This is a genomic window from Bacteroides mucinivorans (assembly GCF_034654355.2).
GTDB classification, from domain to species: Bacteria; Bacteroidota; Bacteroidia; order Bacteroidales; family Bacteroidaceae; genus Bacteroides; species Bacteroides nordii.
Genome location: NZ_CP178179.1, coordinates 4957689 through 4984399 on the forward strand (window position 1 = coordinate 4957689; position 26711 = coordinate 4984399).

The following is a 26711-nucleotide window of genomic DNA, read 5'->3' on the forward strand; positions in this document are numbered from 1 at the left end:
AAGTTACAAAGTTACTTTGTTTTAAGTAAATATAAAAGTTTTTTTTGCTTTCCTCATCCGAAAGCACTAATTTTGCCAACGATTTCACAATACAGGGGTGCCTTAACATGACGGGCTGAGAACATACCCATAGAACCTGAACCGGGTAATGCCGGCGTAGAGAACGAATAAATTACACAATGAAAAAGAATCTATTAGCTGTTGCCTTTCTAATGGCAGCCAGCATCAACATCTTTGCACAAACGAGCGCCAAAGATAGTTTAAGAGTAGTCAACCTGCAAGAGGTACAGGTAGTATCCACCCGTGCCACTTCTAAAACTCCGGTGGCATACAGTAATATTTCTAAAAAAGAGATCCGAAAACAGAACTTCGGACTTGACCTGCCTTTTCTGTTAACGACCACCCCATCGGTACTTACCACATCGGATGCCGGAAGCGGAGTAGGCTATACCAGCATTCGTGTACGCGGTACAGACGCCACGCGTATCAATATTACAGCCAACGGCATTCCTATGAACGATGCAGAGAGCCATTCCATCTTTTGGGTGAATACCCCCGACCTGGCTTCTTCACTCGAAGATATGCAAATCCAGCGCGGAGCAGGCACATCGACTAATGGCGCCGGAGCATTTGGCGCAAGTATCAATTTGCGTACAGCCGGCATTCCTTCCAAAGCATACGCCGAGGTTTCCGGTTCTTACGGATCATTCAATACACATAAGGAGACGGTTAGCGTAGGTTCCGGGTTGATAGGCAATCATTGGGCCTTTGATGCACGCGTGTCGAATATACAGAGTGACGGATATCGCGACCGTGCCACATCAGATTTGAAGTCGTACTTCCTGCAAGGAGGATATTACGGTGAAAATACGACCCTGAAGTTTATCACTTTTGGTGGCAAAGAGAAAACTTATCATGCCTGGGACGGTATCAGCCGGAAACAATTGGAGACTGACCGTACCTATAACCCAAACGGGGCCATCAAAGACGACAACCTGAACAAAGGAAACACCATAGGATTTTATGACGACCAGACGGATAATTATAATCAGACGAACTATCAGCTAATATTCAATCACCTGTTTTCTTCCGAATGGAATCTGAACATTGCCCTGCATTACACAGATGGTTTCGGATATTACCAGGAGTATAAGAATGGACGGACACTGGAAGAGTACGGACTAAAACCATTCTACCTTCCCGGAAACACAGAAGCGCAAACTAAGACCAATCTGGTACGCCAAAAGCTCGTAGACAGCGGCTTTGGTGGCGGCGTATTTTCTGTTGATTATAAAAACGAGAAGCTAAATGCCTCTCTGGGTGGAGGCTTGAATCGTTATAGTAACGATCATTATGGCAAAGTAATCTGGGTAAAGAATTATACTGAAGCGCTGAATCCGGATCACGAATACTATCGCAACAATGGTAGTAAGACAGACGGAAACATCTATGCCAAAGCCAATTATCAAATAGCCGGAGGATTGCATGCTTATGCTGACCTGCAATATCGTTACATCAATTACAAGATAACGGGAGACAATGATAAATGGGATTGGACTGCAGAACCCGGACATCTCCAACGCCTGAACGTAAACGAGCACTTCAGTTTCTTCAATCCTAAAGCCGGCTTATTCTGGCAATTCAACCCATACCACAGCGCTTACGCTTCTTTTGCCGTAGCCCAGAAAGAACCTACACGTAATAACTATACCGACGGACTATTCGAAAAACTTCCCCGTCCGGAAAAGATGTTAGATTATGAATTAGGATATACTTTCCGCAACAGTTGGTTCACTGCCGGAGTGAACCTGTATTATATGGACTATACCGACCAACTGGTACTAAATGGAAAAGTAAACGATATCGGTGAAGCAATGGCAGAAAATGTCAAAGACAGTTACCGCATGGGAATAGAGCTCTCTTTAGGCGCCCGTATCACCGACTGGCTACGCTGGGACATCAACGGGACATGGAGTAAAAACCGCATTAAGAATTACACCGGTTATGTGAGTGACTATGATGACAACTGGGATGAACTTTATACTCAAACAGCTATTTATGCGGGGGATACTCCCATTTCTTTTTCTCCTTCGTTTATGGGAAACAGCCTGATCGGTTTTAATTATAAAGGTTTCGACGCATCCTTGCAATCACAATACGTCAGCCGTCAGTATCTCGACAATTTCGGTTTAGAGGAGAACTCACTCGATCCATCTTTCGTGAGTCATCTTAGTTTAGCTTACAGTTTCAAACTGCCTTCTGTTAAACAAATCACTGTCGGTGCCACTATCTACAACCTCTTTAACACGAAGTACGAAACCAACGGATACTCACAGAATGCTGCTGTTTATGAAGGAGGAGATAAGAATCAAAAAGCTGCCCTCTCTTACGACCCACGTTTTTATCCGATGGCAGGAACTAATGTACTGGCACACATAGCAATTAGATTTTAAATAAACCAAGTACAACCATGAACTACCTCGAAATCATTGGTACCCTCATTGGGCTGCTCTATCTTTGGTTAGAATACCGGGCGAGTATTTATCTGTGGATAGCAGGTATCATAATGCCTGCCATCTATGTTTTTGTGTATTACAGAGCCGGACTATACGCCGATTTTGGTATCAATATCTATTATCTTCTCGCAGCGGTTTATGGCTGGCTGGTATGGAAGTACGGCAATAAGGCACACGAAAAAGCAGAGTTACCCATCACTCATATTCCGTTAAAGTATCTTCCTGCTCTGATGGCTGTATTCATTATCACCTTCATAGGTATCGCTTTGATACTGATTAACTTTACCGACAGTAATGTTCCCTGGCTCGACTCATTTACTACCGCACTGAGTATCATCGGCATGTGGATGCTTGCCCGTAAATATGTAGAACAATGGTGGGCATGGATACTGGTAGACGTGGTATGCTGCGGCCTCTATATCTACAAAGATTTGTATTTCACCTCCGGACTCTACGGACTTTATTCAATAATCGCTATCTTTGGCTTCCTCAAATGGAAAAAAATGATGCCTAAACCATAACTCCGGCAGAAATAAGTACGGAATGCGTTTTACATCTCTCTTATTTACAAATGAATATGACAACAGAAGCAGTTATTCTCGGCAATGGTGATTACCCCTCACATCCATATCCACTGAATGTATTATCACAAGCTCCATACGTAGTTTGCTGTGACGGCGCTGCCAACGAGTACATTCGCCGGGGTTTTCGCCCGGATGCTATTATCGGAGACGGCGATTCGCTCTCTCCCGAGAATCGGGAACGGTTTGCCGGAATCTTCCACCATGTGAAGGATCAGGAGACAAATGACCAGACCAAAGCCATCCGTTTTTTGCAGGCACAAGGAAAACGGCAGATCGCCATTGTAGGAGCTACAGGCAAGCGTGAAGATCACACGTTGGGTAACATCAGCCTGTTAATGGACTACATGCAGGAAGGGCTTCAGGTGCAAATGATAACAGATCATGGTATTTTTATCCCTGCCTGTAACACACAGGTATTCACTTCGCAACCGGGACAACAGGTTTCTATTTTCAACTTCGGAGCAACGGGATTACAGGGAGAAGGGTTAGCCTATCCGCTAAGCGATTTCAGTAATTGGTGGCAGGGTACCTTAAATGAAACCACCGAATATGAATTTTGTATTCATGCAACAGGAAAATACCTTGTATTTATAAACTTCTGAGTGCTTCCCGCACGGGGAAGTACGACGAGCGATGATTGCAGGTTGTTGTGTAATATTACTTCCTGCGTACTATCCGAAGTGCCAAAAAGAGAACCTGTAATATGCTGACTATCAATATATAAATAGAACAACTTTCTCCTCGGAGCCGAGCAGCTTTCTCCTCGGTGCCGAAGGGGTTCCTCCCCGGAGCCGAGCCCCCTCTTCCCCGGAGCCGAGCAAGACACGCGACTCCGGGGGAGTATCTAATGTAAAACAATATAACTTTATTGAAGGCTTTCCTTGAATCTCACTCAGGTACTTTTCATGCATCCGGCATCTTTGTTTTTAAAGAGCAAGCAGATAATTCTTGAAATCAGCAAATTCTTTTGTCATCGGCAAACTCTTCTTCTCACCTTTCATGAAGGCTTGCAGCTTAGCAGGAATCTCTACTTTATCTCCAACAATTCCTTCTACCGTATCCAGGAACTTAGCCGGATGTGCTGTTTCAAGAAACACACCGGTTTCTCCGGGCTTCAGCCCCTCTTCGAGGGCACGATAACCACAGGCTCCATGCGGATCGAGTAGGTAATGAGTATCTTCATACGTTTTCTTTACCGTTTCACGAATTTGTTCATCGGTATAAGTTGTCCCGGTTATCTCAGCCGAAATGGCAGCATGCGAACCACCATAAAGATCGAGCACACGGGCAAAGTTACTCGGATCGCCCACATCCATGGCATTTGCAATAGTGGCAACAGATGGACGCGGATTATACTTACCCGTTTGCAGATACTGGTAGAAAATATCATTCTTATTATTAGCAGCGATAAAGCGTTTCACGGGTAACCCCATCTTTTTGCCAAAGAGTCCGGCTGTGATATTGCCAAAGTTACCACTGGGCACACAGATCACGGCATTATCCGCCTTTCCGGCTTTCTTCAATTGTGCATAAGCGTAGAAATAATAGAACGCCTGAGGCAGAAAACGAGCCACATTAATAGAGTTGGCACTGGTCAGTTGCATATGTTCATTCAGTTCCTTATCCATAAAGGCAGACTTCACAAGCGCCTGGCAATCATCAAAAGTACCATCCACTTCGAGAGCGGTAATATTCTGTCCTAAGGTAGTAAACTGCTTTTCCTGTATTTCACTGACTTTCCCTTTGGGATAAAGCACATAGACATGAATACCGTCCACTCCGAGGAAACCATTGGCAACCGCACTACCGGTATCACCGGAAGTAGCCACAAGTACATTCACCTGCTTTTTGCCCTCTTTACGGATAAAGTAACCCAGCAAACGTGCCATGAAGCGGCCACCTACATCTTTAAAGGCAAGCGTAGGACCGTGGAACAATTCGAGTGAATAGATATTATCTTTCACATGTACCAACGGCACATCAAAGTTCAATGTATCATAAACAATCAGTTTCAATGTATCTGCCGGAACGTCTTCTCCAAAGAAAGCATCGGCTACACGATAGGCTATCTCCTGAAAAGTAAGCGTATCAATGGTGTCATAAAACTCCTGAGGCAGTGGTTTAATCATTTCGGGCATAAAGAGCCCTTTATCGGCAGCCAAGCCCTTCACTACGGCTTCTTCAAGAGTAGCAACAGGAGCCTGGCGGTTAGTGCTGTAATATTTCATAAGTGGTATTTTAAATTTGGTTTATACTGAGTTAGTGATGAGTGATTAGTGATAAGTGATTAGTGCTGTGCAGCGTCAGTGCCATTGCGCAAGCCCACTGTCAATTGTCAACTGTCAACTGTCAATTGTCAACTGTCAACTGTCAACTGTCAATTGTCAACTCTTCACGGGTAGTGCCATAAATTCGTTAATAAATTCATCTGCCTTCATCAGTCCGTACACCCCGTCACAAGCGGCCACTTCGTCATAGGTCTGTACTTCGTCCGGTGTAATGCCCGGATACCAGATAAGAAACGGAATAGGTTCGTTGGTATGGGTACGAAGTTCGCAAGGGGTAGGATGATCGGGCAATACAGCAATGGCTACCGGTTCGTCCCAATCCTTCACAGCTTCATAGATAGGGCCAACAGCACGGCTATCCAGGTTTTCAATTGTAAGAAGTTTCAACGGAATATCTCCTTCATGCCCCGCCTCATCACTGGCTTCGATATGGAGATAGACGAAGTCATCCGTCTTCAATGCTTCCAGTGCAGCTGCCACTTTGTTTTCATAATTCGTATTATAGAGTCCGGTTGCTCCTTCCACCGCAATGCGGCGAAGTCCGGCATAGTATCCGATTCCATTTATCAGATCGACCGCCGAAATAACAGCTCCTCTTTTCACCTGAGGGAAAGTATCGGAAAAAGTATCCATTTGCGGACGGTATCCCGGGCTCCAGGGCCAGATACTATTGGCAGGGTCTTTGCCTTCGGCCATACGTTTCAGATTCAGCGGATGATTCTTCAGCAACTCCTGCGATTTTAAGATCAGTTCATTAATAAGATCTGCTGTCTCCCGGGCTTCCGGCACTAACGGTTTCACCATCAATGGGCGAAAAGGCTTTAAAGGTACGTCATGAGGCGGCGTACAATCCAGCTGTTTATTTCCGTCTTTGATGACCAACAGATGACGATATTGAACACCGGTATGGAAACGTACGCGATCATTACCTAAATGTTCCTGCAGATATTGAATCAGCACATCGGCTTCTTCAGTAGAAATATGTCCGGCGGAATGATTTTTTATATTATCCCCTTCAATACAGATGATATTGCAACGCACCGCCATCTCTCCCGGTTGAAGTTCCACACCGATACTTGCTGCCTCGAGCGGACCGCGTCCTTCATATACCTTCGGAAGATCATATCCCAATACCGACATATTGGCTACTTCACTGCCAGGATGAAAACCATCCGCTACAGTCTTCAACCGTCCATTACGCCCCATACGGGCGAGTTTATCCATATAAGGCGTTTTTGCATATTGCAGGAGCGTCTTGTCTCCCAATGACTTTACAGGCCAGTCGGCCATGCCGTCACCTAATATAATGATATGCTTCATTTTCTTAATTGACAATTGGCAGTGGACAATTGACAATTAACAAACCAACTGCAACAAAGCGCAGCAACTGTCAATTGTCAATTGTCAACTGTCCACTAAATTAAACGTTCGCTATACTCATAATATCCGCAAAGACTCCCGCTGCCGTCACACCTGCACCGGCACCATATCCCTGAATCATCATCGGATACTCTTTATAACGCTCTGTAGTAAGCAGGATAATATTGTTACTGCCTTCCAGTCCGTAGAACGGATGATTGGCCCCTACTTCCTGTAAGCCCACAGAAGCCTTCCCGTTTTCGAGCGTAGCAACAAAGCGCCAGTGTTTATTTTCTTTCTCCAATACCTGACGACGGGCTTCAAAGTCTGCATCCAGACTCGGAACACGCTTCCAGAAATCATCCAACGATCCTTCAAAGAAATCATTCGGGACAAAAAGATTCTTCTCTACATCTTCCTGCTCCAGTCTATACCCGGCTTCGCGTGCTAAGATCACTAACTTACGGATTACATCTTTACCACTCAGGTCGATACGTGGATCCGGTTCGGAATAACGCTCTTCCTGTGCCATCTTTATCGTACGGCTAAATGGGATATCAGCACTGATCTTATTGAATATATAGTTCAGCGTACCACTCAGTACAGCTTCAATCTTTAATATCTTGTCGCCACTATGAATCAGGTCATTGATTGTATTGATGATAGGAAGTCCTGCCCCTACGTTCGTCTCAAACAGATATTTCACACCACGCTGACGGGCTATCTGCTTCAATTCGCGATAGTTCTCGTATTTGGAGGAAGCAGCAATCTTATTGGCAGCCACTACCGACACATTGTGCAGCAACAGATCTTTATAAAGCGAGGCTACATCCGGACTGGCAGTACAATCCACAAATACAGAATTGAAAATATTCATGCCGATAATCTCATCACGAAGAGACTCAAGCGTACTTTCGGTACCTTTCGCTTCCAACTCTTCCCGGTAATTAGCCAGGTCAAAACCCTGACGGCTGAACATGGCTTTCGTAGCGTCAGCAATACCTACCACATGGAGTTTCAAACCGTTTTCTACTTTCAGCTTTTCCTGCTGACAGCGGATCTGCTCTATCAGACTACCTCCTACCGTACCAATACCACAGATAAAGAGATTCAGCACCTGATATTCGGACAGGAAGAATGAATCATGAATCACATTCAATGATTTGCGCAATGATTTGGAGTCAACTACAAATGAAATATTTGTCTCCGAAGCTCCCTGTGCACAAGCTATCACATTAATACCATTACGTCCCAATGTACCGAACAATTTACCGGCAATACCCGGTGTGTGTTTCATGTTCTCACCCACAATTGCTACAGTAGCCAGATTTTTCTCTGCCTGAATAGGAGATATTTCACCCATTTCTATCTCTTTGGCGAACTCCTCATTCAACACCTCACAAGCCAGATCGGCGTCGGCATTACGTACACCGATAGAAGTACTGTTCTCAGAAGAGGCCTGAGATACAAGAAATACGCTGATACCATTCTTTGCCAGAGCCTTAAAGATACGATAGTTAACACCAATAACACCCACCATACCAAGACCTTGCACAGTAATCAGGCTGGTGTCATTGATAGAAGAAATACCTTTAATCGCTTTCGTCTGCGGATCGGAAACCTCCTGTTTGATAACCGTGCCCGTACCTTCGGGATTGAATGTATTCTTTATTAATATAGGTATATTCTTATGACAAACCGGGTAAATAGTAGGCGGATATACCACTTTGGCACCGAAGTTACAAAGTTCGGTAGCCTCCACATAACTCAGTTCGTTGATAGTATAAGCGGTAGAAATCACACGTGGATCGGCTGTCATGAATCCATCTACATCGGTCCATATCTCCAGGCTATCAGCATCCAGAGCAGCAGCAATGATGGCCGCTGTATAATCCGAACCACCCCGTCCAAGGTTAGTAACATCCCCCGTCACCTTGTCCGATGAAATGAATCCCGGTACCAGCGATACTTGCGGAATCACCCGGAAAGCTTCTTTCACCAATTGGTGCGTCAGTTCGGTGTCAAGTGTGTGTTTGGAATGTTTTCTTTCTGTCTTTATAAAAGTGCGCGAGTCAAACCATTGGGCACCTTCAATCAGCTGCGCTACAATGATAGAAGAGAGGCGCTCGCCATAACTTACAATGGTATCCGATGTTTTTGCAGAAAGGTCTTTTATCAGATAAATACCCTGAAAAATATCTTTCAGCTCATTAAGCAGTTCACCTACCTGACGTTGCAACGAAGCCTGATATTCACCTGCGGGAACCACTTCTTTAATCATCTCCACGTGGCGATAAACAATTTCGCGGAACTCACCTTCGTAGGCCGAATCACCTACAGCGGCCATTTTAGAGGTATTAATCAACTTATCGGTAATGCCGCCCAATGCGGAAACAACTACAATAACCGGTTCTCCGGCCGACTCTACTATTCTCTTTACGCTTAAAATGCTGTTCACGGAACCTACGGATGTTCCGCCGAATTTCATTACTTTCATGCAGATACTTTATATTTTCAATGCTTCCTTTTCCGGAAACAATGGTTTATTTACAACTAAAATACTAAATTTGAATTTGCTTACTTCCTGTAAGCGTGATTCACGTAGAAACACAAATACTATCCCTCAACCCCTAAGGGTCATGGTGCACATGGATGTGACTGTATGCGGATAGTACTTCATCATAGTCATTGTTTCTCGTTACTATTTGATAAGATGTCGCAAAAGTAACAATAAAAACATTCAATCTATCACTTTTTGCGATAATTTTCTAATAAAAAGATTTTCTCTGTGGAGCAGTGGCAAATTAGCGCGTTGCACTTTTCTGACATTTTGTTATAAAATATAAGATATATAATTATCTTTGCAGTATTCAATTGCATAAAATACGCTTATGAACCCTTCAAATACTTCCGTATTGTTAATATACACCGGTGGCACGATTGGAATGATAGAAAATGCCGAAACCGGAGCATTGGAGAACTTCAACTTTGAACAGTTGCAGAAGCACGTCCCCGAACTTCAGAAATCAAACTGCAGCATTGATTCTTACCAGTTTGATCCTCCAATGGATTCATCGGACATGGAACCCGAAGCATGGCGGAAGTTAGTACGGATCATTTACGATACATACGATCAGTATAATGGTTTTGTTATCCTGCATGGTACGGACACAATGGCTTTCACAGCCTCAGCATTGAGCTTCATGCTCGAGGGACTAAGTAAACCGGTCATTCTCACAGGATCACAACTGCCTATCGGGGTGCTGCGTACGGATGGTAAGGAAAATCTGATGACGAGTATAGAAATAGCTGCTGCTCAGGACAAACATGGTAATCCGCTTGTCCCTGAAGTATGTATCTTCTTTGAAAATCATCTGATGCGGGGCAATCGTACTACCAAAATGAATGCTGAAAACTTCAATGCTTTCCGTTCTTTCAACTATCCGATACTGGCAGAAGTGGGAATACATATCAAATACAATTATTCTGTTATCCATACCATTCAGGAGAAACAGGAACTGAAACCACATTATTTGCTCGACACCAACATTGCCGTATTAAAACTCTTTCCCGGCATACATGAGAATGTAGTAGCAGCCACACTTACCATCGACGGATTAAGAGCCGTGGTATTAGAGACCTATGGTTCGGGCAATGCGCCCCGTAAGCAATGGTTCCTCCGCCTACTGCGTGAAGCAAGTGCACGAGGAATTGTGATAGTCAACGTCACTCAATGCAGTGCCGGAACAGTGGAAATGGAGCGATATGAAACCGGTTATCATTTGTTGGAATCGGGCATTGTCAGCGGATACGACAGTACCACTGAATCCGCTGTCACCAAACTGATGTTCTTACTGGGACACGGATACAGCCCCGAAGAAGTGCGGGAACAAATGGCACGCCCCATAGCGGGGGAGATTACATTATAATTCACCACCGTTTTCACCACAGAGGACGCAAAGGACACAGAGCTTTAAGTATTGGAATCATTAGTCCCTAACCGTTAAGATTTTAATTACTCTGTGTCCTTTGCGTCCTCTGTGGTGAAAACAATGGTGAATTTATGACTAATATTAAATAAAACTCTGTGAGACTCTGCGTTACTCTGTGGTGAATTTACTACTTTTGTCCATCTTATAAAGTAAAGGACAAAAAGAATGGCCAAAGAAAAAACCGTATATGTATGCAGCAATTGTGGACAGGACTCTCCCAAATGGGTAGGAAAATGTCCTTCGTGTGGCGAATGGAACACGTATGTAGAAGAGATAGTCCGGAAAGAACCGACAAACCGCCGCCCCGTATCGGGCATAGAAACAGCCAAAGCCAAACCTATTACTTTAAATGAAATAGAAGCAGATGACGAGCCACGTATCGACATGCACGACGAAGAGTTAAACCGTGTATTAGGGGGTGGTCTTGTCCCGGGTTCACTGGTACTGATAGGTGGTGAACCGGGCATCGGGAAATCGACTCTTGTACTTCAAACAGTACTGCGTATGCCCGAAAGACGTGTCCTTTATATCTCCGGCGAAGAGAGCGCCCGGCAATTAAAATTACGTGCCGATCGCCTGACAACTGCTTCCAGTGATTGCCTCATCGTGTGTGAAACCTCTCTGGAGCAGATCTATGTACATATCAAAAATACCAATCCCGATTTAGTCATCATAGACTCTATACAAACCATTTCTACAGAGAATATCGAATCTTCTCCCGGTAGCATTGCACAGGTACGTGAATGTTCGGCATCCATTCTCCGTTTTGCCAAAGAAACACATACGCCGGTACTGCTTATCGGACATATCAACAAGGAAGGCAGTATTGCCGGACCAAAGGTACTGGAACATATCGTAGATGCCGTACTTCAGTTTGAAGGCGATCAGCATTATATGTATCGTATCCTGCGAAGTATTAAAAACCGCTTTGGAAGTACAGCAGAACTGGGTATTTATGAAATGCGGCAAGACGGGCTCCGACAAGTCAGTAACCCGTCGGAATTGCTCCTTTCGCAAGACCACGAAGGTATGAGCGGTGTAGCTATTGCCTCTGCCATCGAAGGGGTACGCCCATTTTTGATTGAAACACAGGCATTGGTCAGCTCTGCCGTATATGGTAACCCGCAACGCTCTGCCACAGGTTTCGATCTTCGCCGTATGAATATGCTGTTGGCTGTACTCGAAAAACGGGTAGGCTTTAAACTGGCACAAAAAGACGTATTTCTCAACATTGCCGGAGGACTGAAAGTGAATGATCCCGCCATTGATCTTGCCGTTATCAGCGCTATCCTCTCCTCCAACATGGATGCATCTATCGAACCGGAAGTTTGCATGGCCGGTGAGATCGGACTATCCGGTGAAATACGCCCGGTAAACCGGATCGAACAACGCATCGGTGAAGCAGAAAAGTTAGGATTTAAACGCATCCTGTTACCTAAGCATAATCTGCAAGGAATTGATACAAAGAAAATAAAGATAGAGTTGGTACCGGTAAGGAAGGTGGAAGAAGCATTCAGGACACTATTCGGATGATTCACCACAGAGGACACAGAGGGCACAGAGTTCAATTTAGAAAACAAAGAAATGGAAGATATTAATATACTCACTAATAAGGTTCTTGGTCTTGCTTTTGAAGTACACACACAATTAGGGGCGGGATTATTGGAAAGTACATATGAAACCTGTCTATATCACGAACTTATAGAAACAAATATACAAGTAGAAAGACAAAAAAAGCTGCCAATCATTTACAAGGGCATCAAACTGGACACCGACTACAGGATAGACTTATTAATTGATAAGCGGCTTATTATAGAGTTGAAAAGTGTAGAGGCATTACAGCCTGTACACTCAGCTCAAATATTAACATATATGAAGCTTAGTAATCTCAAATATGGATTATTACTGAACTTCAATGTACCAAGGCTCAAAAATGACATTAAGCGTTTTATATTATAAACTAATTAAACTCTGTGACCTCTGCGTCCTCTGTGGTGAATCATGATACAAGAATACCAGTTACGTCTACTCCCCGAAACAGCTGCCAACGAGCAGCGATTAAAGGAATATTTATCAAAAGAAAAAGGATTAAGTTTTAAGAATATTACTGCTACACGTATTCTGAAACGAAGTATTGATGCGCGGCAACGTACTATTTTTATCAATCTGAAGGTACGGGCCTATATTAATGAAATGCCTGCGGATGATGAATACGAACGAACCGTATATAATAATGTGGAAGGCAAGCCACAGGTTATTATAGTGGGTGCAGGTCCTGGCGGACTATTTGCAGCTCTGAGACTTATTGAATCAGGGCTTCGCCCCATTGTGGTAGAGCGTGGAAAAGATGTACGCGAACGTAAAAAAGATCTCGCACTGATAAGCCGGGAACACGCTGTAAATCCGGAATCAAATTATAGTTTCGGAGAAGGAGGTGCAGGAGCCTATTCTGACGGAAAACTTTATACCCGAAGTAAAAAACGGGGAAATGTAGACAAAATACTAAATGTATTCTGCCAGCATGGAGCTTCTACTGCAATTCTTGCCGACGCACATCCGCATATCGGTACAGACAAACTGCCACGAGTCATTGAAAACATGCGTAATACCATTATCAATTGTGGAGGTGAAGTGCATTTTGAGACACGAATGGATGCACTGATCATCGAGAACGAGGAGGTAAAAGGTATTGAAACAAATACAGGAAAAACATTTCTCGGTCCGGTAATACTGGCTACAGGACATTCGGCACGTGATGTATATCGCTGGCTGGCAACCAACAACGTAACGCTTGAGGCAAAAGGAATAGCCGTTGGTGTCCGTCTGGAGCATCCTGCAGAATTGATAGACCAGATACAGTATCACAATAAAAACGGTCGGGGAAAGTACTTGCCTGCTGCCGAATATAGCTTCGTAACACAGGTAGAAGGACGAGGTGTATACAGTTTCTGTATGTGTCCCGGCGGCTTTATCGTTCCTGCTGCCAGCGGCCCCGAACAGGTGGTAGTCAACGGAATGTCTCCTTCCAACCGTGGTTCACGATGGAGTAATTCGGGGATGGTGGTAGAGGTACAACCGGAGGACTTAGACAATGGACAGTGGACAATGGACAATGGACAGTTGGCTGCGCAGTCCAATTGTCAATTCTCAACTGTCAAATCTCAACTCCTAAAAGTGTTATATTTTCAGGAAGAACTGGAACGGCAAGCCTGGTTACAAGGTGGGATGAGGCAAACGGCTCCGGCACAACGCATGGTGGACTTTACACGAAAGAAACTGAGCTATGATTTACCGGACTCCTCCTATAGTCCGGGATTGATATCTTCCCCCTTACACTTCTGGATGCCGGAGTTTATCAGTAAACGCTTGTCACAAGGCTTTCAGCAATTCGGACGGATGAGTCACGGTTTTCTTACCAACGAAGCAGTAATGATCGGAGTAGAAACGCGTACTTCTTCTCCTGTGCGTATTGTACGCGATAAAGATACGCTGCAGCATGTAACAGTCCGCGGCTTATTCCCTTGCGGTGAAGGAGCAGGATATGCGGGAGGAATTGTATCTGCGGGAGTTGACGGAGAACGTTGTGCAGAAGCAGTTGCAAACTATTTAAATCATTAATTCAATAATTGAGAGTTATGAAGAACATTATTTTTTCTCTAACTATAGGAGTAATTCTCCTATTTAAATCAGTATCATTCAATTGTTATGCACAAGCCGATACCACCTTTCTATCTAAAAATGGAAACAGAAAGGTATATATCGAAAACAACAGAAAATCAGAAGCTTTCCAAAAATTACTCGACCCCACAATTCAAGAAAAAGCCTATCCGGAACTGAGACAATACAGACTGGAAGAACTGAAAGAAAGCGAGAAGATATTAAAACAGGCTCATCCACAAACTATTACAAAACATAATTTATATGAACTGCCGGAAGATTGGATCGCTCTTCATTCTTATAAAGGGAAATACTATGTTTATTCTCCATGCCAAATAGAGACTCCTACAAACCGGTGGCTCACAGATTCTTGCCTTTACTATAAATACCTGGACGGTCCTTTTCCTGTAATCATTAAATCAGTGGAAAAGAAATCTGCTAATCTATATGATATAAAATTATGGAATGTCATTCAACATCCGGATAACAGTCTGGCTTTGGATGAATTGCAGATCCACATCATTGATGAGAAAAGAAAAATTTCTATTTGGGAATATAAAAGTTATCAAGGTGAGTCAACCTACGAACTGCTAATACCAAGGAAATCAGCACAGTATTTCGATTTAATCGTTTGTGACTGCCAAGACTTAGATAGTGAATTTGATTTTGATTCCATAGATCTTCCAAACCTTATTTTATCTCATTAAACCTATGAACCACAAACCTGAAATCGCTATCGTTGAAGCGAATACACTTACAGCACTCGGTCTGAAAATGATATTGGAAGAGATTATTCCAATGGCAATTATACGTACTTTCCATAGTTTTGGTGAGCTGACGGATGACACTCCCGACATGTATGCGCACTATTTTATAGGCGCACAAGTATATGTGGAGCACAATGCTTTTTTTCTACCCCGGAAAAAGAAAACAATTGTTCTGGCAGGAGAAAGCCACTCTCTCCAGCTATCTGCCGTACGCGTACTGAATATTTATCAATCAGAAGAGCAGTTGGTGAAAGATATTCTGAAACTTCACCAACATGCTCATCACGACGGACATCCGGCTGAGGCCATACCACCAATGCCAGTTATTGAACATGAATTGTCTGCACGGGAGATTGAAGTGCTTGTATTGATAACCAAAGGTCTCATCAATAAAGAGATAGCTGATAAACTAAATATCAGTCTGACCACTGTTATCACCCATCGGAAAAATATTACGGAGAAACTGGGTATCAAATCTGTCTCCGGGCTAACAATTTATGCCGTAATGAACGGCTATGTAGAGGCTGACCGGATTTAAAAAAGTACAACGATCATACCACCGTATTCCTTTGAAAAATGATTGTAATAAGGAGAAGCAGCCAGATTTACTCTACTCTTTTTCTTATCCAACCCAAACAATTTCTTTTCAAAAGGCAGGAGCCAGTATCCAATCCGTGCACTTAATATACCAATTCCTGCACCGGCCAGAACATCATTGCACCAATGTCGTTCATTATAAAGTCGCAGGAAGGCTACCCCACAGGCAATAGTATATGCACCTATACCATAAAGCGGAGAGGAATCTTTATACTCCATCCGAACCAACTCAGCTCCCATAAAAACGGTGGCAGTATGTCCCGAAGGAAAGGAATTAAAAGCTGTTCCGTCCGGACGTTGTTCATCTACCGCCCACTTCACCGCATTAACCATAATCCCCATAGCTGCATAAGAAGTGGTAGTAATCAATACACGGTCCACATAACTGTGCTTAGCCTTTGCCCCCAGCAGACTTAATCCGAAGTTCGCAATAACGGGTACATATTGTATATAATCATCGGCATGAAAATAGCGTCCATTGCGCCATCCGGCAATGTCATCACGCACCTCCCTGTTCAGAGATTTCAACCAGGGATTGGCTACTCCAAGTGCCCCTACAGTGATGAGTGAAGCAGGTAGTATTAATTGTGAAGGACGGAAGGAATGGCCCCGTTCAGTGATTTTCAGAGAGTCTGTCGAAGCCGTTTGTGCCCACAACTGAAACGGGCATAGTAATATTATAAGAAGAAAAAGCAATTTGATTTTCATCTTTTATTGTTGTAAATAAAATGAATACTGAATGTTAACTGTCGCTGTGCATTTCTGTCTCAGAAACACAACAGGTACACATCCGCTTCAGCCTTTACAACTTCAAAAAAGAGGAAAGCAAAACAAGATCCGCCCCATTGCATTCCCCCGGTCATATAAAAATTCTTGGTCGTTTTTTCTATAAGAGAAATGCAAATGAGTTATTTCTAACTGTTATATGTCGTTTGATCTTATTTATACCATAGGCAATACTGTTTTAGAAGGGATTAATAAAAAAAGTGTGTTCCCGACACTATCCAGACTATAGTTAGGTACGACCAAGTAACCTATGACCGACTGAATATATCGATGGAACACACCCTGTTTCAGGGCGCATCCACAAAGCATATTCTTTCGGTCCGTTAAAATTGGTCGTTTCACTATAGAAAGAATGACAATGCAAACACTCCGTATCTTGTTTTTTTTATCTTTAAATAAAGACTCTACTTTATTTAATGTTTATCGAAAGACAAAAATAAGAATATCTTTCTTTATAGACAAACTTTATTTGCATAATCCTTATAAACCAGATACAGGAGTAAGTCCCCCTATTTTCAGATTCGCATATACTCCCAATGCATATTCTGTTATTTCAATATATATTCGGAATATTTCGTCTAAATTCCGCAATAACCCCTTACCTCATATGTATAACAAACAAATATTGAGTTATATCTTACAGAAAGCGATATAATATTGCAAGCTTGCAGCCAGAGAGTTTTGTACCTTAGCATCCTAAAATTATAGATTGATTATTATGAGAAAATTATTGTTACTGCTAGTAATTCTGAGTTGTAACCCTCTTCTGGCAAAAAAGTACTATTTCACCCCCGGGGAGAGTGAATCTTTGAAAAGGATATTAAGTGAAGGGAAACTACTCCCTGGTGACGAAGTCATTCTTAAAGACGGAGTTTTCAAAAATCTGCAGAAAGTGCTCTTCCAGGCAAAAGGAACTGTACAGGATTCAATAAAACTGAAAGCCGAGCACCCCGGAAAAACAATCATATCGGGTGCATTGGATTTTAAAGTCTATGGCGAATATCTGCAAATAGAAGGTTTGTGTTTTCTGAAAGCATGGGCATTGGCTTTCAATATGATTGATTTTCAGAAAGAAGCAGGGAAGTATGCTTCACACTGTCGTTTCACCAATTGCGTGATTGATGACTGTAACGATCCGGACAAGAGTGAACAGCCTGCAACAAACGGACAGCAACCCGCTTCCGTGAGCGAATACTGGCTCGGACTCCGAGGCGAAAACAACCGGGTAGACCATTGTTACTTTGCCAACAAACGAATTGGCGGATTGGTACTGCAAGTATGGCTCGATGAAGATAATCATCTGAATAATCACCAGATAGATCACAACCTGTTCGGTATGCGTAAACCCTATGGTGGAAACGGTGCCGAGATCATTCGCATCGGGCATTCATGGTCTTCTCAACTGGAATCACGTACCGTTGTAGAAAACAATGTATTTCTGCACTGCGACGGAGAGAGTGAAATCATTTCGGTAAAATCGTGTCATAATGTACTCCGTCGAAATCTGTTTTATGAGTCAAGAGGAGGTTTGGTATGCCGGCACGGTCATTACAATGTGCTTGAATCCAACACCTTTATCGGTAATAATATAAAAGGTACAGTAGGAATCCGCATTATCAACCAAGGACATACAGTATATGATAACTACATGAGTAAACTGAATGGTTTCGGTCTGTTGGTACGCATTGGCATCTTTGAGAAACCTACTGCCGATACAGACATAAAAAAAGAACCGTTGACCTCTTACCACCGGGTAGAAAATGTAGATATCGCCTATAACCATTTTATCAACTGCCGGGTGTTGGAATTCGGTTCGGGTAAAGGAGATAAAGCTCCCCGTAACCTACGTTTTGCCAACAATACCATCTACAACTCAACTCCGAATGTGAGAGTCTTTCAACCGGAAGAGGTTATGCCGGGCATTACTTTCCTGGATAATACTTATTATTTTGAAAATAAAGAGCCAATCGGGCTACCCGGATTTATGGAAGGTAAAATACCAGATACCCTCTTAACTTTAGAGAATGAAAAAGTAGAAAAATCTATCAACGGAATAGGTCCGGTGTGGTATGCGCCCAATACTGCTGAGATAACTTATATAAGGAATAAAGCGCTTCCCGGAGTTACGGCAAGCGATGTTAATTATTAAAACACAGATAATTTGCATAATCCTAATAAATGAGGATTGTGTAACTGATAAGTTTCCCGTTCCTTTGCAAGCAAAATAATATATGATGAAAAGAAACAGTATTCTAATTGCTCTAACTCTCTTGACGGCAAGTACCGTATGGGCCGAAGAAGTACCTAAAGACACGATTAAAGTAGTAGACGTAGAAGAGGTGCTCGTTATTGCATCACCCAAAGAAAACCGCAAACTCCGCGAATTGCCTACAGCCAGTACCCTCCTGTCACAACACGATATGCAAGCCAATCAGGTAACTAATCTGAAAGGTCTGACAGCACTGGTCCCTAATCTGTTTATCCCCGACTATGGTTCAAGGTTGACATCAGCCATTTATATCCGTGGTATCGGTTCACGCATCAACACTCCTTCAGTGGGACTTTATGTAGATAATGTTCCTTATATAGACAAATCAGCCTTCGACTTCAACTATGCGGATATTGAACGTATCGATGTACTTCGTGGGCCTCAGGGAACACTGTACGGACGTAACACCATGGGAGGACTTATCCGCGTACACACTAAATCGCCATTCAGCTATCAGGGTACAGACCTTAGACTGAGTGCCGGGACATATGGTAATTATAACGCATCAGTAACTCACTATCACCGTATGTCTGAGCAATTTGCTTTCTCAGTCGGAGGATTTTACGAACATGCAGACGGTTTTTTCAAAAACTCTGCTCTCAACAATAAGAAAATAGACCGTAGTAACGCCGGAGGCGGACGTATCCGCAGTATCTATTTACCAACAGAAAACCTGAAACTCGACTTTAATGTAAATTATGAATATAGCGATCAAGGCGGATATCCATATTTCTATACAGGAAAAGTTAACGAAGAAGAAAGGAAAAAAGATACCCGTAAAGATAAAATCGGACTGATTTCATATAATGACGAAAGTAGTTACTATCGCAGCCTGCTGAATGCAAGTGTCAATATCGAATATCAGGCACAGAACTTCATCTTAAGTGCAGTAACAGGCTATCAACATCTTAAGGACCGGATGTTTCTTGATCAGGATTTTACAGAAAAAGATATTTTTAATCTGGAACAGAAACAGAAGTTAAATACCATTTCCGAAGAGATTGTACTCAAATCCAAGCCAGGTAGAAGATGGCAATGGGCAACCGGAGCTTTCGGTTTTTACCAATGGTTACACACCAGTGGTCCTGTACTGTTTAAACGGCAAGGCGTGGAAGAAATGATCGAAGATAAAGCCAACGAGAACTTCCCTAATTCACCTATGGCCCCAAGCATGAAAATGACGATTAATAATGAAACACTAAACATAGGAGGAAGTTTTGATACGCCCTCTTTGAGTGGAGCCATCTATCATCAGTCTACTTTCAATGATCTTTTTGTAAAAGGGTTGTCAGCTACTGTCGGGTTACGTCTGGACTATGAAAAAACATCTATGAAATACCGTTCTATCAGTGAACCAATCGATTTCGACTTCAGTATTTCGATGCAACGTCCTCCGCTTAACCTTTCAGACCAGCACATGAAAGCACCTTCCACGTTCATTGGAGAGTTAAGCAATGACTATTTGCAATTATTGCCTAAGTTCGCTCTTCAATATGAATGGAAAAAAGGAAATAGTGTATATGCTACTGTTTCACGAGGATATCGTTCGGGAGGATATAATATCCAGATGTTCTCTGACCTGGCTCAGACCGAGTTCCAAAGAAACATGATGTATACGGTCAAAGAGAATGAAAAAATAGATGATCCTCAATATGGGGCAATGATAGACAAAATGATTGATGGAATGATACCTGAAGCAGTCGATGTAAAGGCAGCTACCAGTTACAAACCGGAATACTCATGGAACTATGAAGCCGGTGCACACCTTACTTTATTGGAAAGTCGTTTATGGGCCGACCTTGCAGCTTTCTATATGGATACCCGTGACCAGCAAGTAGCTAAATTCTCGGAAAACGGATTCGGACGTATAACGATTAATGCCGGCAAGAGCCGGAGCTATGGTGCAGAAGCTGCCATACGCGCTGCTATTACCGATGCGCTCGGATTGAATGTGAGTTATGGATATACCTACGCCACATTTACAGATTATGTGACCGAAAAAAAGCAAGGGAAGGAAAAAGTAGATGTTTCTTATAATGGCAATTATGTCCCCTTTGTCCCCAAACATACCCTCAGCGTAGGTGCACAATATATCTTCCGTATCGCCCCACACCACTGGCTGGATCGCGTACAGATAAATGCAAACTACAATGCTGCCGGACGTATCTACTGGACAGAAGAGAATAATGTCAGTCAGGCATTTTACGGAACTCTGAACGGACGTGTCAGCCTGGAAAAAGGGAATGGTGCCATTGCATTCTGGGTACGTAATGCATTGGACAAAGAATATCAGGCATTTTATTTTGAATCAATGGGCAATGGATTTATGCAAAAAGGACGTCCCATGCAACTGGGAGTAGATGTACGTTGCCGCTTCTAAAACACAATCGTAATCGTCTAAAAACCAGCGTTTATAAGAGTGTACACTTTTGTTATACAAGAATGTACACTCTTGTCATACTAAAATGTACATTCCTGCTATACTAAAGTGTACACTCTTGCATTCCTTCATTTTACTTGCAAAAAAAATCATTACATCAAGATTATCTGAAATACGCTGTTCATTCTCTGTGTTGTCACATCTTATATCCGGTCGATATATATGTCGTAGAGAAACGTAGTGAAACTCTACGAGAAAAAACGAGACCACATAGTACATTGATACACAACCATTTAACAATCCATAAATTTGTCTACTATTTTCACTATCAAAATCTATTTTCTTTCTATTTTCAAAGCCTTGTAAGCTATCTGAAATAATTACAAGGGAAACAGCCATAAGAAGATAAATCAAGAAGCAGCAGTGTAACCAATCAGTATGTTACCATATTACCACGCTGGCACATTATTCGTTTATAGCTCCACAATGCGGACAGACTCCCTTCTCCCGTAATTTCCCGCCACAACGTCCACACCGGTATTTATACCCGCTACTTTTATGCAGTTTTTTCGCAAACAGCCACACAAAGCAGAAAAGAAAAAGATAACCGATATAAATGTGTGTAGTCAGAATAAAAAAGAAATAACAGAAAATACAGCAAGAAGTCAATCCAAGCAAATAGAAGACAGCGGCAGCCGAAGTCAGTTGCCGGAACAGATCATCGAGCACTGCCAGAAAGACAATAAGAAAAATCCAGATGCTCAACAGGAACACCGACAAAACAAGCGGTACCTTAAAAGGTGAAAGTGTAGGATTAAAATAAAAATGTTGCCATGTATCAGGTACAAAGACCTGCATCGACTCATAAATTGTGGCACTAAACGCCATCAACAGACAAAGAAAAAGCGGATAAATACTATCAATGTCATTGAAATAAACCATCTGTAGTTGCTTCCGCCGAAAAGCACGAAAAAGATAAACACCCACGAACAAGGCAAAGACAATCACAAAATAAGAGGCATGGGTATCACTGAACAAATAAATAAACTGAGATATACTATCGGTAGGTACAAAAGACTTTATCAATTCCGTTTCACGCATCCATCCCTGGATTTCCTGTGAATGGGCCAGTTTTACCCATATACTATCCACGCTGTCTGCCGGATGAACAGCGAACTCTGCTACTACAACACGGTCTCCCCGGTGAAGACTGACAAAAGAATCCTTCACAGGCAAACGTTCCAAAACAACAGAATCTGTTTGTACTTCCAGATTCGTGTTATAGGTATAATGCCGTTCAAATAAATAAGTAAGAGAATCCTTCGCCCTATCGCTCATTCCTTCGGCAGAAAGATCGGGACGGGGATAATGGCAGGCTGCAAACAAAAAAAGAGTCATCACAGAGTAGCACAAAGCAACACAAAGCTTCCTGAAATTGCTCTTCGTGTTACCATGATTCATTCTATGATACCTTGTTTTCATAATGCGGCACTCACTTTCATCTGACAAATCTTACAATCAAATGATAGCCGGAAACGTTTTCCATCCGTCCCTACCAAGTAATAAGGTTCTTTATAGGGCGAGCGTTCACGCTGGTGAACAGGACACCAACCCATACTATAACGCAAGCAATGTTTGCAAAACATAAGGACAGCCTCTTCCACCGCCTGTTTCTCATAAGCAGGCGCAATATCTTTCACACCATGATCCTGATAGAAAGAAGCAGCACGGGTGTTCATCACATTGCCTAAATAAGAAAGCGTCTGTTGCGGATAAGCGTGTGTGGTTGGTTTTAAGACAGCCAGTTCACGATGAAATGTCATTCTGCGGACAGCTATCAGTTTATCGACCACCTGCCTGCGCAGATCGGAAAGTACAGAGGCCGGAATAAACCAATTCCCGGTAAAGTCAATATCTATCCGCATTGCCTCAAAGGGAGTATTTCCCAGTTTGGATAGCTGGTTTTTGAGATTATCCTCCTGGGGGGTACGGGCAAGTTCCTTATCACGAGGCAATGTAAGCGTCACACTATTATCATCTTCATCTGTCATAGTAAGGGAGAACCCAAAGTTATTCTCCGCCAGCAAAATAGAAACGGCAATCTTTCTTTCAGAAGATTTACGGGCAAGCACGCGTTCGAACTCCTGATCAAAATTACGATACAATACAGTCCGGGGTTTAATACGGGGCATCTCCTGCGGATACAGCTTATTGCCATCAACGCGATTGATACGAAATCCTTGTAAACGCCCCTGTTCATCAATGTAACAAACGCCATCACCGTTATTAAAAGATTTCAGCCCGGCCACCGTAAGATAGTTTCCACGAGTCTCTTTCATCGTACCCATTTCTTCTCCTAACGACTTGGGAGTATCAAAAGAAAAAATCTCTTTACTCCGACCCTTCAAAAAATAATGCGTAAAACCACGGCTAAAGCTCTTATCCAACTGAGGTTTAAACTCAAAACGACAGGAACCGGAAGAGGCACGGACATACTCTTTACGCCGGGTGAAAATGGTATCCAGTTTCTGACGATAGGCAGCAGTAACATTTTTCACATAAGAGACATCCTTCAACCGTCCTTCAATTTTCAAAGAAGTGACTCCGGCATCCAGCAATGCCTCCAGTTCCTCGCTTTGGTTAAGGTCTTTCAGCGAAAGTAAATGCTTATCTTTCACAATTGTCTTACCATCAGCATCGACCAGGCTAAAAGGCAAACGGCAGAATTGCGCACACTCGCCACGATTGGCACTCCGGCCAAAACAGGCTTGACTAACATAACACTGACCACTATAACTGACGCACAAAGCACCATGTACAAAGACTTCAAGCGCCGTGTCAGGGCAGGCTTCGTGTATTTTACTTATCTCCCGCAAAGAAAGTTCACGGGCAAGTACTACCTGACGGAATCCCGTATCGGCAAGAAACTTAACTTTATCCGCCGTCCGGTTATCCATCTGTGTACTGGCATGCAACGGGATAGGCGGCAAATTTAATTGCGTGATCGCCATATCTTGTACGATCAACGCATCCACTCCTATCCGATACAATTCTCCTATCATCTCTTCTGTCTCTTTCAACTCTTCTTCTTTCAGAATTGTGTTGACAGTGACATAGATACGTGCATTGTACAGATGCGCATGCTCTACAAGGGCAGCAATATCATCCAACGAGTTGACAGCAGCAGCACGGGCACCAAACTTTGGTGCACCAATATATACAGCATCCGCTCCGTGGTTAATAGCTTCTATTCCACATTCCAGATTCTTAGCCGGAGCCAGAAGTTCTATTTTACGCTGCTTTATCATTTAATATCATTAATATCGTAAGGAGTTTCTTGATAAACAAAGTAGTTCAACCAGTTTGAAAATAACAAATTGGCATGAGCACGCCAACGCACAACAGGCCCCTTCTCCGGATCATCGTCTATATAATAATTACGCGGCACATCAATCGGCAGTCCTTTTGCCAGATCCCGCCTATACTCCGTATCAAGCGTTAACGGAGAATATTCCGAATGCCCGGTTACAAAGAATTCGCGCCCTCCACGAGCCATTACCATATATACTCCTGATTCATCCGATTCGGAAAGCAATGTCAATTCAGATACTTTAAGAATATCCTCTTTACGCACTTCCGTATGACGGCTGTGAGGAACATAAAAAGTATCATCAAATCCACGGAAGATAGCTTGCAACGGATCGAGGGTACGGTGCTCGAAGATACCGAACATCTTTTTATCTAAAGCATATTTAGGAACACCGTAATGGTGATACAAACCAGCCTGAGCCGCCCAGCAAATATAAAGCGTCGAAGTGACATGCGTACGTGCCCAATCGAAGATTTCCATTATCTCATCCCAATAACTGACTTCTTCAAAGTCCATCTGCTCCACCGGAGCACCGGTAATAATCATACCATCATACTTCTCGCCACGCATTTTATCAAAGTCCGTATAAAAGGTCTTCATATGTTCGACAGGCGTATTCTTGGATGTATGACTCTTTATTTTCATAAACGAGATTTCCACCTGGAGTGGTGTATTGGACAACAGACGCACCAGATCAGTCTCTGTGGTTATTTTCAATGGCATCAGGTTCAGAATTACAATCCGCAACGGACGTATATCCTGTTGTGTCGCACGCGAGTTGTCAATCACAAAGATATTTTCTTCCTTCAGCAATTCTATCGCAGGTAGCTTATCAGGTAAATTTAATGGCATGAGGGTATTTACTATTTACGATTTAACGATTTACGATTGCCATTCGGCAAATTCTTTGCAAAAATAACGATTTCACCACAGAGTAGCACAGAGTTTCACGGAGAAATATGTTCAAAAAGGATAAAACTCTGTGAAACTCAGTGCTACTCTGTGGCGAACTTATTCGAAGTAGAAAGTCAATACGATCATCCGGGACTTTACTTTATCCAGAGATTCGGTGAACTTCATTAATGATTTATCAGTAAGATCAGGGCGCTTTTTCTCCAGCAGGTTGGCTAATCCGAAGCAGAATTTCAACTCTGGTATCAGCTTAAAAAAAGGAAGATATAAGTCACAGCCAAGGCCGACTTCGATATAACAATCAAAAGGCTTCACCAACAGCGGACGGGCATTTTTTACACTCAAATCAAAGGTAGGACTAAGGCCAAGCATCGCATAAGGACGATAGTTATTGAAGCGTTCGGCGCTGAATTTCATATCAATAGGGAATGCAAGGTAAGCCGATTTTACATTTTGAGAAACCGTTTCACCACTTGTCTGCTCACGGAATACCACTCTCTTATCACCAAAATGAAGCGTGGGAATCAGGCGGAGCGCCATGTATTTATTCAAATATAATTCTCCTAACACACCGACCGAAAATCCCGGAGAGTATTCGGGTACATCAGCAAACCAGACCTGCCCGTCCTCGGTGACATAACCATTGTTTACAAACTTAAGATCCTGCATATGGATACCTGCCAGAAAACCATAATGCCAGATCCGCTGGTCAATATACGGGCGGTTCTGTACCTTACGCTTTTGGGCAGAGGCACCTGCCACCAACAGCGAAACTATGAGAAGTAACACGATTCGTTTCACAATAATAAAAACGATTTTATAGTTAAATTATTGTTTCGCTTATTTAGAAGCGGTACAAATTAAAGGATTTTAATCAAGATTGAGATCAACTAATGAATAAAACGTGTATTTTTGCCCAATAAATTAGTACTAATAATTTAAATTTTAAAGAAAATGGCTTACGTAATTAGTGACGATTGTATTGCTTGCGGAACTTGTATTGACGAGTGTCCGGTAGAAGCTATCTCTGAAGGCGATATCTACTCTATTAACCCGGATGTATGTACAGACTGTGGCACTTGTGCTGATGTTTGTCCTTCTGAAGCAATTCACCCGGCTGAATAATACAATCAGACAAAAGAACTGTGAAAGCTGCTTTTCCATTTCAGGGAAGCAGCTTTTTTTATTGATACGCACATCCGCAGAAGAAAAAAGAACCACCAGCTAAGTGTTT

20 protein-coding genes and 1 riboswitch are annotated in these 26711 nt (G+C 42.8%); of the genes, 12 read left to right on the forward strand and 8 right to left on the reverse strand.

What is annotated here, in order from left to right; all coding sequences use genetic code 11:
• Positions 1 to 83 precede the first annotated feature (83 nt).
• Positions 84 to 182, forward strand: a riboswitch (TPP riboswitch).
• The 3 genes from VCM39_RS18890 to VCM39_RS18900 all read left to right on the forward strand — a co-directional run bounded on the left by VCM39_RS18890 (position 180) and on the right by VCM39_RS18900 (position 3702).
• The gene (locus VCM39_RS18890) at positions 180 to 2453 is read left to right on the forward strand and encodes a TonB-dependent receptor (RefSeq protein ID WP_322933662.1); all 2274 of its coding nucleotides are present in this window, start codon (positions 180 to 182) and stop codon (positions 2451 to 2453) included. It overlaps the preceding riboswitch by 3 nt.
• Positions 2454 to 2470: 17 nt before the next feature.
• Positions 2471 to 3037, forward strand: a complete 567-nt coding sequence (gene pnuC, locus VCM39_RS18895) for a nicotinamide riboside transporter PnuC (RefSeq protein ID WP_322933661.1) — start codon at positions 2471 to 2473, stop codon at positions 3035 to 3037.
• Positions 3038 to 3093: 56 nt separating this feature from the next.
• A complete protein-coding gene (locus VCM39_RS18900; protein WP_322933660.1) occupies positions 3094 to 3702 on the forward strand; it encodes a thiamine diphosphokinase in 609 nt (202 codons plus the stop codon).
• 324 nt (positions 3703 to 4026) lie between these two features.
• On the opposite strand, the gene thrC is transcribed toward VCM39_RS18900, so the two are convergent.
• The 3 genes from thrC to thrA form a co-directional block, all read right to left on the reverse strand.
• Positions 4027 to 5328, reverse strand: a complete 1302-nt coding sequence (gene thrC / locus VCM39_RS18905) for a threonine synthase (protein ID WP_322933659.1) — start codon at positions 5326 to 5328, stop codon at positions 4027 to 4029.
• Positions 5329 to 5484: 156 nt separating this feature from the next.
• Positions 5485 to 6708 (reverse strand): cofactor-independent phosphoglycerate mutase, encoded by a 1224-nt coding sequence (locus VCM39_RS18910; RefSeq protein WP_322933658.1) that lies wholly within the window; start codon positions 6706 to 6708, stop codon positions 5485 to 5487.
• A gap of 100 nt (positions 6709 to 6808) precedes the next feature.
• Positions 6809 to 9244: a bifunctional aspartate kinase/homoserine dehydrogenase I gene (thrA, locus tag VCM39_RS18915; protein ID WP_234130624.1), complete on the reverse strand. Its 2436-nt coding sequence runs from the start codon at positions 9242 to 9244 to the stop codon at positions 6809 to 6811.
• A 394-nt stretch (positions 9245 to 9638) separates the two neighbouring features.
• Here thrA and VCM39_RS18920 point away from each other — a divergent pair, with 394 nt between their 5' ends.
• The 6 genes from VCM39_RS18920 (at position 9639) to VCM39_RS18945 (ending at position 15701) form a co-directional block, all read left to right on the forward strand.
• On the forward strand, positions 9639 to 10676 hold the full coding sequence (locus tag VCM39_RS18920) for an asparaginase (RefSeq protein WP_289292602.1): 1038 nt from the start codon (positions 9639 to 9641) through the stop codon (positions 10674 to 10676).
• 228 nt (positions 10677 to 10904) lie between these two features.
• On the forward strand, positions 10905 to 12272 hold the full coding sequence (gene radA / locus VCM39_RS18925) for a DNA repair protein RadA (RefSeq protein ID WP_263666178.1): 1368 nt from the start codon (positions 10905 to 10907) through the stop codon (positions 12270 to 12272).
• 51 nt (positions 12273 to 12323) lie between these two features.
• Complete coding sequence (locus VCM39_RS18930; RefSeq protein ID WP_322933657.1) at positions 12324 to 12698, forward strand: GxxExxY protein; 375 nt, start codon at positions 12324 to 12326, stop codon at positions 12696 to 12698.
• 42 nt (positions 12699 to 12740) lie between these two features.
• Positions 12741 to 14357 (forward strand): NAD(P)/FAD-dependent oxidoreductase, encoded by a 1617-nt coding sequence (locus VCM39_RS18935; RefSeq protein ID WP_322933656.1) that lies wholly within the window; start codon positions 12741 to 12743, stop codon positions 14355 to 14357.
• Positions 14358 to 14374: 17 nt separating this feature from the next.
• On the forward strand, positions 14375 to 15103 hold the full coding sequence (locus VCM39_RS18940) for a hypothetical protein (protein ID WP_289292599.1): 729 nt from the start codon (positions 14375 to 14377) through the stop codon (positions 15101 to 15103).
• Between the two features lie 4 nt (positions 15104 to 15107).
• A complete protein-coding gene (locus tag VCM39_RS18945; protein ID WP_289292598.1) occupies positions 15108 to 15701 on the forward strand; it encodes a response regulator transcription factor in 594 nt (197 codons plus the stop codon).
• Here the strand turns inward: VCM39_RS18945 and VCM39_RS18950 are convergent.
• Positions 15698 to 16468 (reverse strand): phosphatase PAP2 family protein, encoded by a 771-nt coding sequence (locus tag VCM39_RS18950; protein WP_322933655.1) that lies wholly within the window; start codon positions 16466 to 16468, stop codon positions 15698 to 15700. The two genes, VCM39_RS18945 and VCM39_RS18950, sit on opposite strands and share 4 nt — an antisense overlap.
• A 796-nt stretch (positions 16469 to 17264) precedes the next feature.
• On the opposite strand from VCM39_RS18950, the gene VCM39_RS18955 reads away from it, so the two are divergent.
• Complete coding sequence (locus tag VCM39_RS18955; RefSeq protein WP_322933654.1) at positions 17265 to 18695, forward strand: polysaccharide lyase 6 family protein; 1431 nt, start codon at positions 17265 to 17267, stop codon at positions 18693 to 18695.
• A gap of 85 nt (positions 18696 to 18780) precedes the next feature.
• Complete coding sequence (locus VCM39_RS18960) at positions 18781 to 21195, forward strand: TonB-dependent receptor (RefSeq protein ID WP_323674023.1); 2415 nt, start codon at positions 18781 to 18783, stop codon at positions 21193 to 21195.
• Between the two features lie 465 nt (positions 21196 to 21660).
• Here VCM39_RS18960 and VCM39_RS18965 read toward each other — a convergent pair whose 3' ends face one another.
• The 4 genes from VCM39_RS18965 to VCM39_RS18980 form a co-directional block, all read right to left on the reverse strand.
• Positions 21661 to 22656, reverse strand: a complete 996-nt coding sequence (locus tag VCM39_RS18965; RefSeq protein ID WP_323674022.1) for a hypothetical protein — start codon at positions 22654 to 22656, stop codon at positions 21661 to 21663.
• Between the two features lie 17 nt (positions 22657 to 22673).
• Complete coding sequence (locus VCM39_RS18970; protein ID WP_221650338.1) at positions 22674 to 24503, reverse strand: peptidase U32 family protein; 1830 nt, start codon at positions 24501 to 24503, stop codon at positions 22674 to 22676.
• On the reverse strand, positions 24500 to 25417 hold the full coding sequence (metA, locus tag VCM39_RS18975) for a homoserine O-acetyltransferase MetA (RefSeq protein ID WP_221650337.1): 918 nt from the start codon (positions 25415 to 25417) through the stop codon (positions 24500 to 24502). Before metA ends, VCM39_RS18970 begins: the two co-directional genes overlap by 4 nt.
• A 159-nt stretch (positions 25418 to 25576) precedes the next feature.
• Positions 25577 to 26278, reverse strand: coding sequence for a porin family protein (locus VCM39_RS18980; RefSeq protein WP_007483866.1), 702 nt, complete (start codon positions 26276 to 26278; stop codon positions 25577 to 25579).
• A gap of 153 nt (positions 26279 to 26431) precedes the next feature.
• Between VCM39_RS18980 and VCM39_RS18985 the strand changes: the two genes are divergently transcribed.
• Positions 26432 to 26602: a DUF362 domain-containing protein gene (locus VCM39_RS18985; RefSeq protein ID WP_002559159.1), complete on the forward strand. Its 171-nt coding sequence runs from the start codon at positions 26432 to 26434 to the stop codon at positions 26600 to 26602.
• The last annotated feature ends 109 nt before the right edge of the window (positions 26603 to 26711 follow it).

What these genes read in the sequence shown, in the direction of transcription:
- VCM39_RS18890 (WP_322933662.1), top strand. Translation starts at nt 180, where the DNA reads ATGAAAAAGAATCTATTAGCTGTTGCCTTTCTAATGGCAGCCAGCATC.
- pnuC (WP_322933661.1), top strand. Translation starts at nt 2,471, where the DNA reads ATGAACTACCTCGAAATCATTGGTACCCTCATTGGGCTGCTCTATCTT.
- VCM39_RS18900 (WP_322933660.1), top strand. Translation starts at nt 3,094, where the DNA reads ATGACAACAGAAGCAGTTATTCTCGGCAATGGTGATTACCCCTCACAT.
- thrC (WP_322933659.1), bottom strand. Translation starts at nt 5,328, where the DNA reads ATGAAATATTACAGCACTAACCGCCAGGCTCCTGTTGCTACTCTTGAA.
- VCM39_RS18910 (WP_322933658.1), bottom strand. Translation starts at nt 6,708, where the DNA reads ATGAAGCATATCATTATATTAGGTGACGGCATGGCCGACTGGCCTGTA.
- thrA (WP_234130624.1), bottom strand. Translation starts at nt 9,244, where the DNA reads ATGAAAGTAATGAAATTCGGCGGAACATCCGTAGGTTCCGTGAACAGC.
- VCM39_RS18920 (WP_289292602.1), top strand. Translation starts at nt 9,639, where the DNA reads ATGAACCCTTCAAATACTTCCGTATTGTTAATATACACCGGTGGCACG.
- radA (WP_263666178.1), top strand. Translation starts at nt 10,905, where the DNA reads ATGGCCAAAGAAAAAACCGTATATGTATGCAGCAATTGTGGACAGGAC.
- VCM39_RS18930 (WP_322933657.1), top strand. Translation starts at nt 12,324, where the DNA reads ATGGAAGATATTAATATACTCACTAATAAGGTTCTTGGTCTTGCTTTT.
- VCM39_RS18935 (WP_322933656.1), top strand. Translation starts at nt 12,741, where the DNA reads ATGATACAAGAATACCAGTTACGTCTACTCCCCGAAACAGCTGCCAAC.
- VCM39_RS18940 (WP_289292599.1), top strand. Translation starts at nt 14,375, where the DNA reads ATGAAGAACATTATTTTTTCTCTAACTATAGGAGTAATTCTCCTATTT.
- VCM39_RS18945 (WP_289292598.1), top strand. Translation starts at nt 15,108, where the DNA reads ATGAACCACAAACCTGAAATCGCTATCGTTGAAGCGAATACACTTACA.
- VCM39_RS18950 (WP_322933655.1), bottom strand. Translation starts at nt 16,468, where the DNA reads ATGAAAATCAAATTGCTTTTTCTTCTTATAATATTACTATGCCCGTTT.
- VCM39_RS18955 (WP_322933654.1), top strand. Translation starts at nt 17,265, where the DNA reads ATGAGAAAATTATTGTTACTGCTAGTAATTCTGAGTTGTAACCCTCTT.
- VCM39_RS18960 (WP_323674023.1), top strand. Translation starts at nt 18,781, where the DNA reads ATGAAAAGAAACAGTATTCTAATTGCTCTAACTCTCTTGACGGCAAGT.
- VCM39_RS18965 (WP_323674022.1), bottom strand. Translation starts at nt 22,656, where the DNA reads ATGAATCATGGTAACACGAAGAGCAATTTCAGGAAGCTTTGTGTTGCT.
- VCM39_RS18970 (WP_221650338.1), bottom strand. Translation starts at nt 24,503, where the DNA reads ATGATAAAGCAGCGTAAAATAGAACTTCTGGCTCCGGCTAAGAATCTG.
- metA (WP_221650337.1), bottom strand. Translation starts at nt 25,417, where the DNA reads ATGCCATTAAATTTACCTGATAAGCTACCTGCGATAGAATTGCTGAAG.
- VCM39_RS18985 (WP_002559159.1), top strand. Translation starts at nt 26,432, where the DNA reads ATGGCTTACGTAATTAGTGACGATTGTATTGCTTGCGGAACTTGTATT.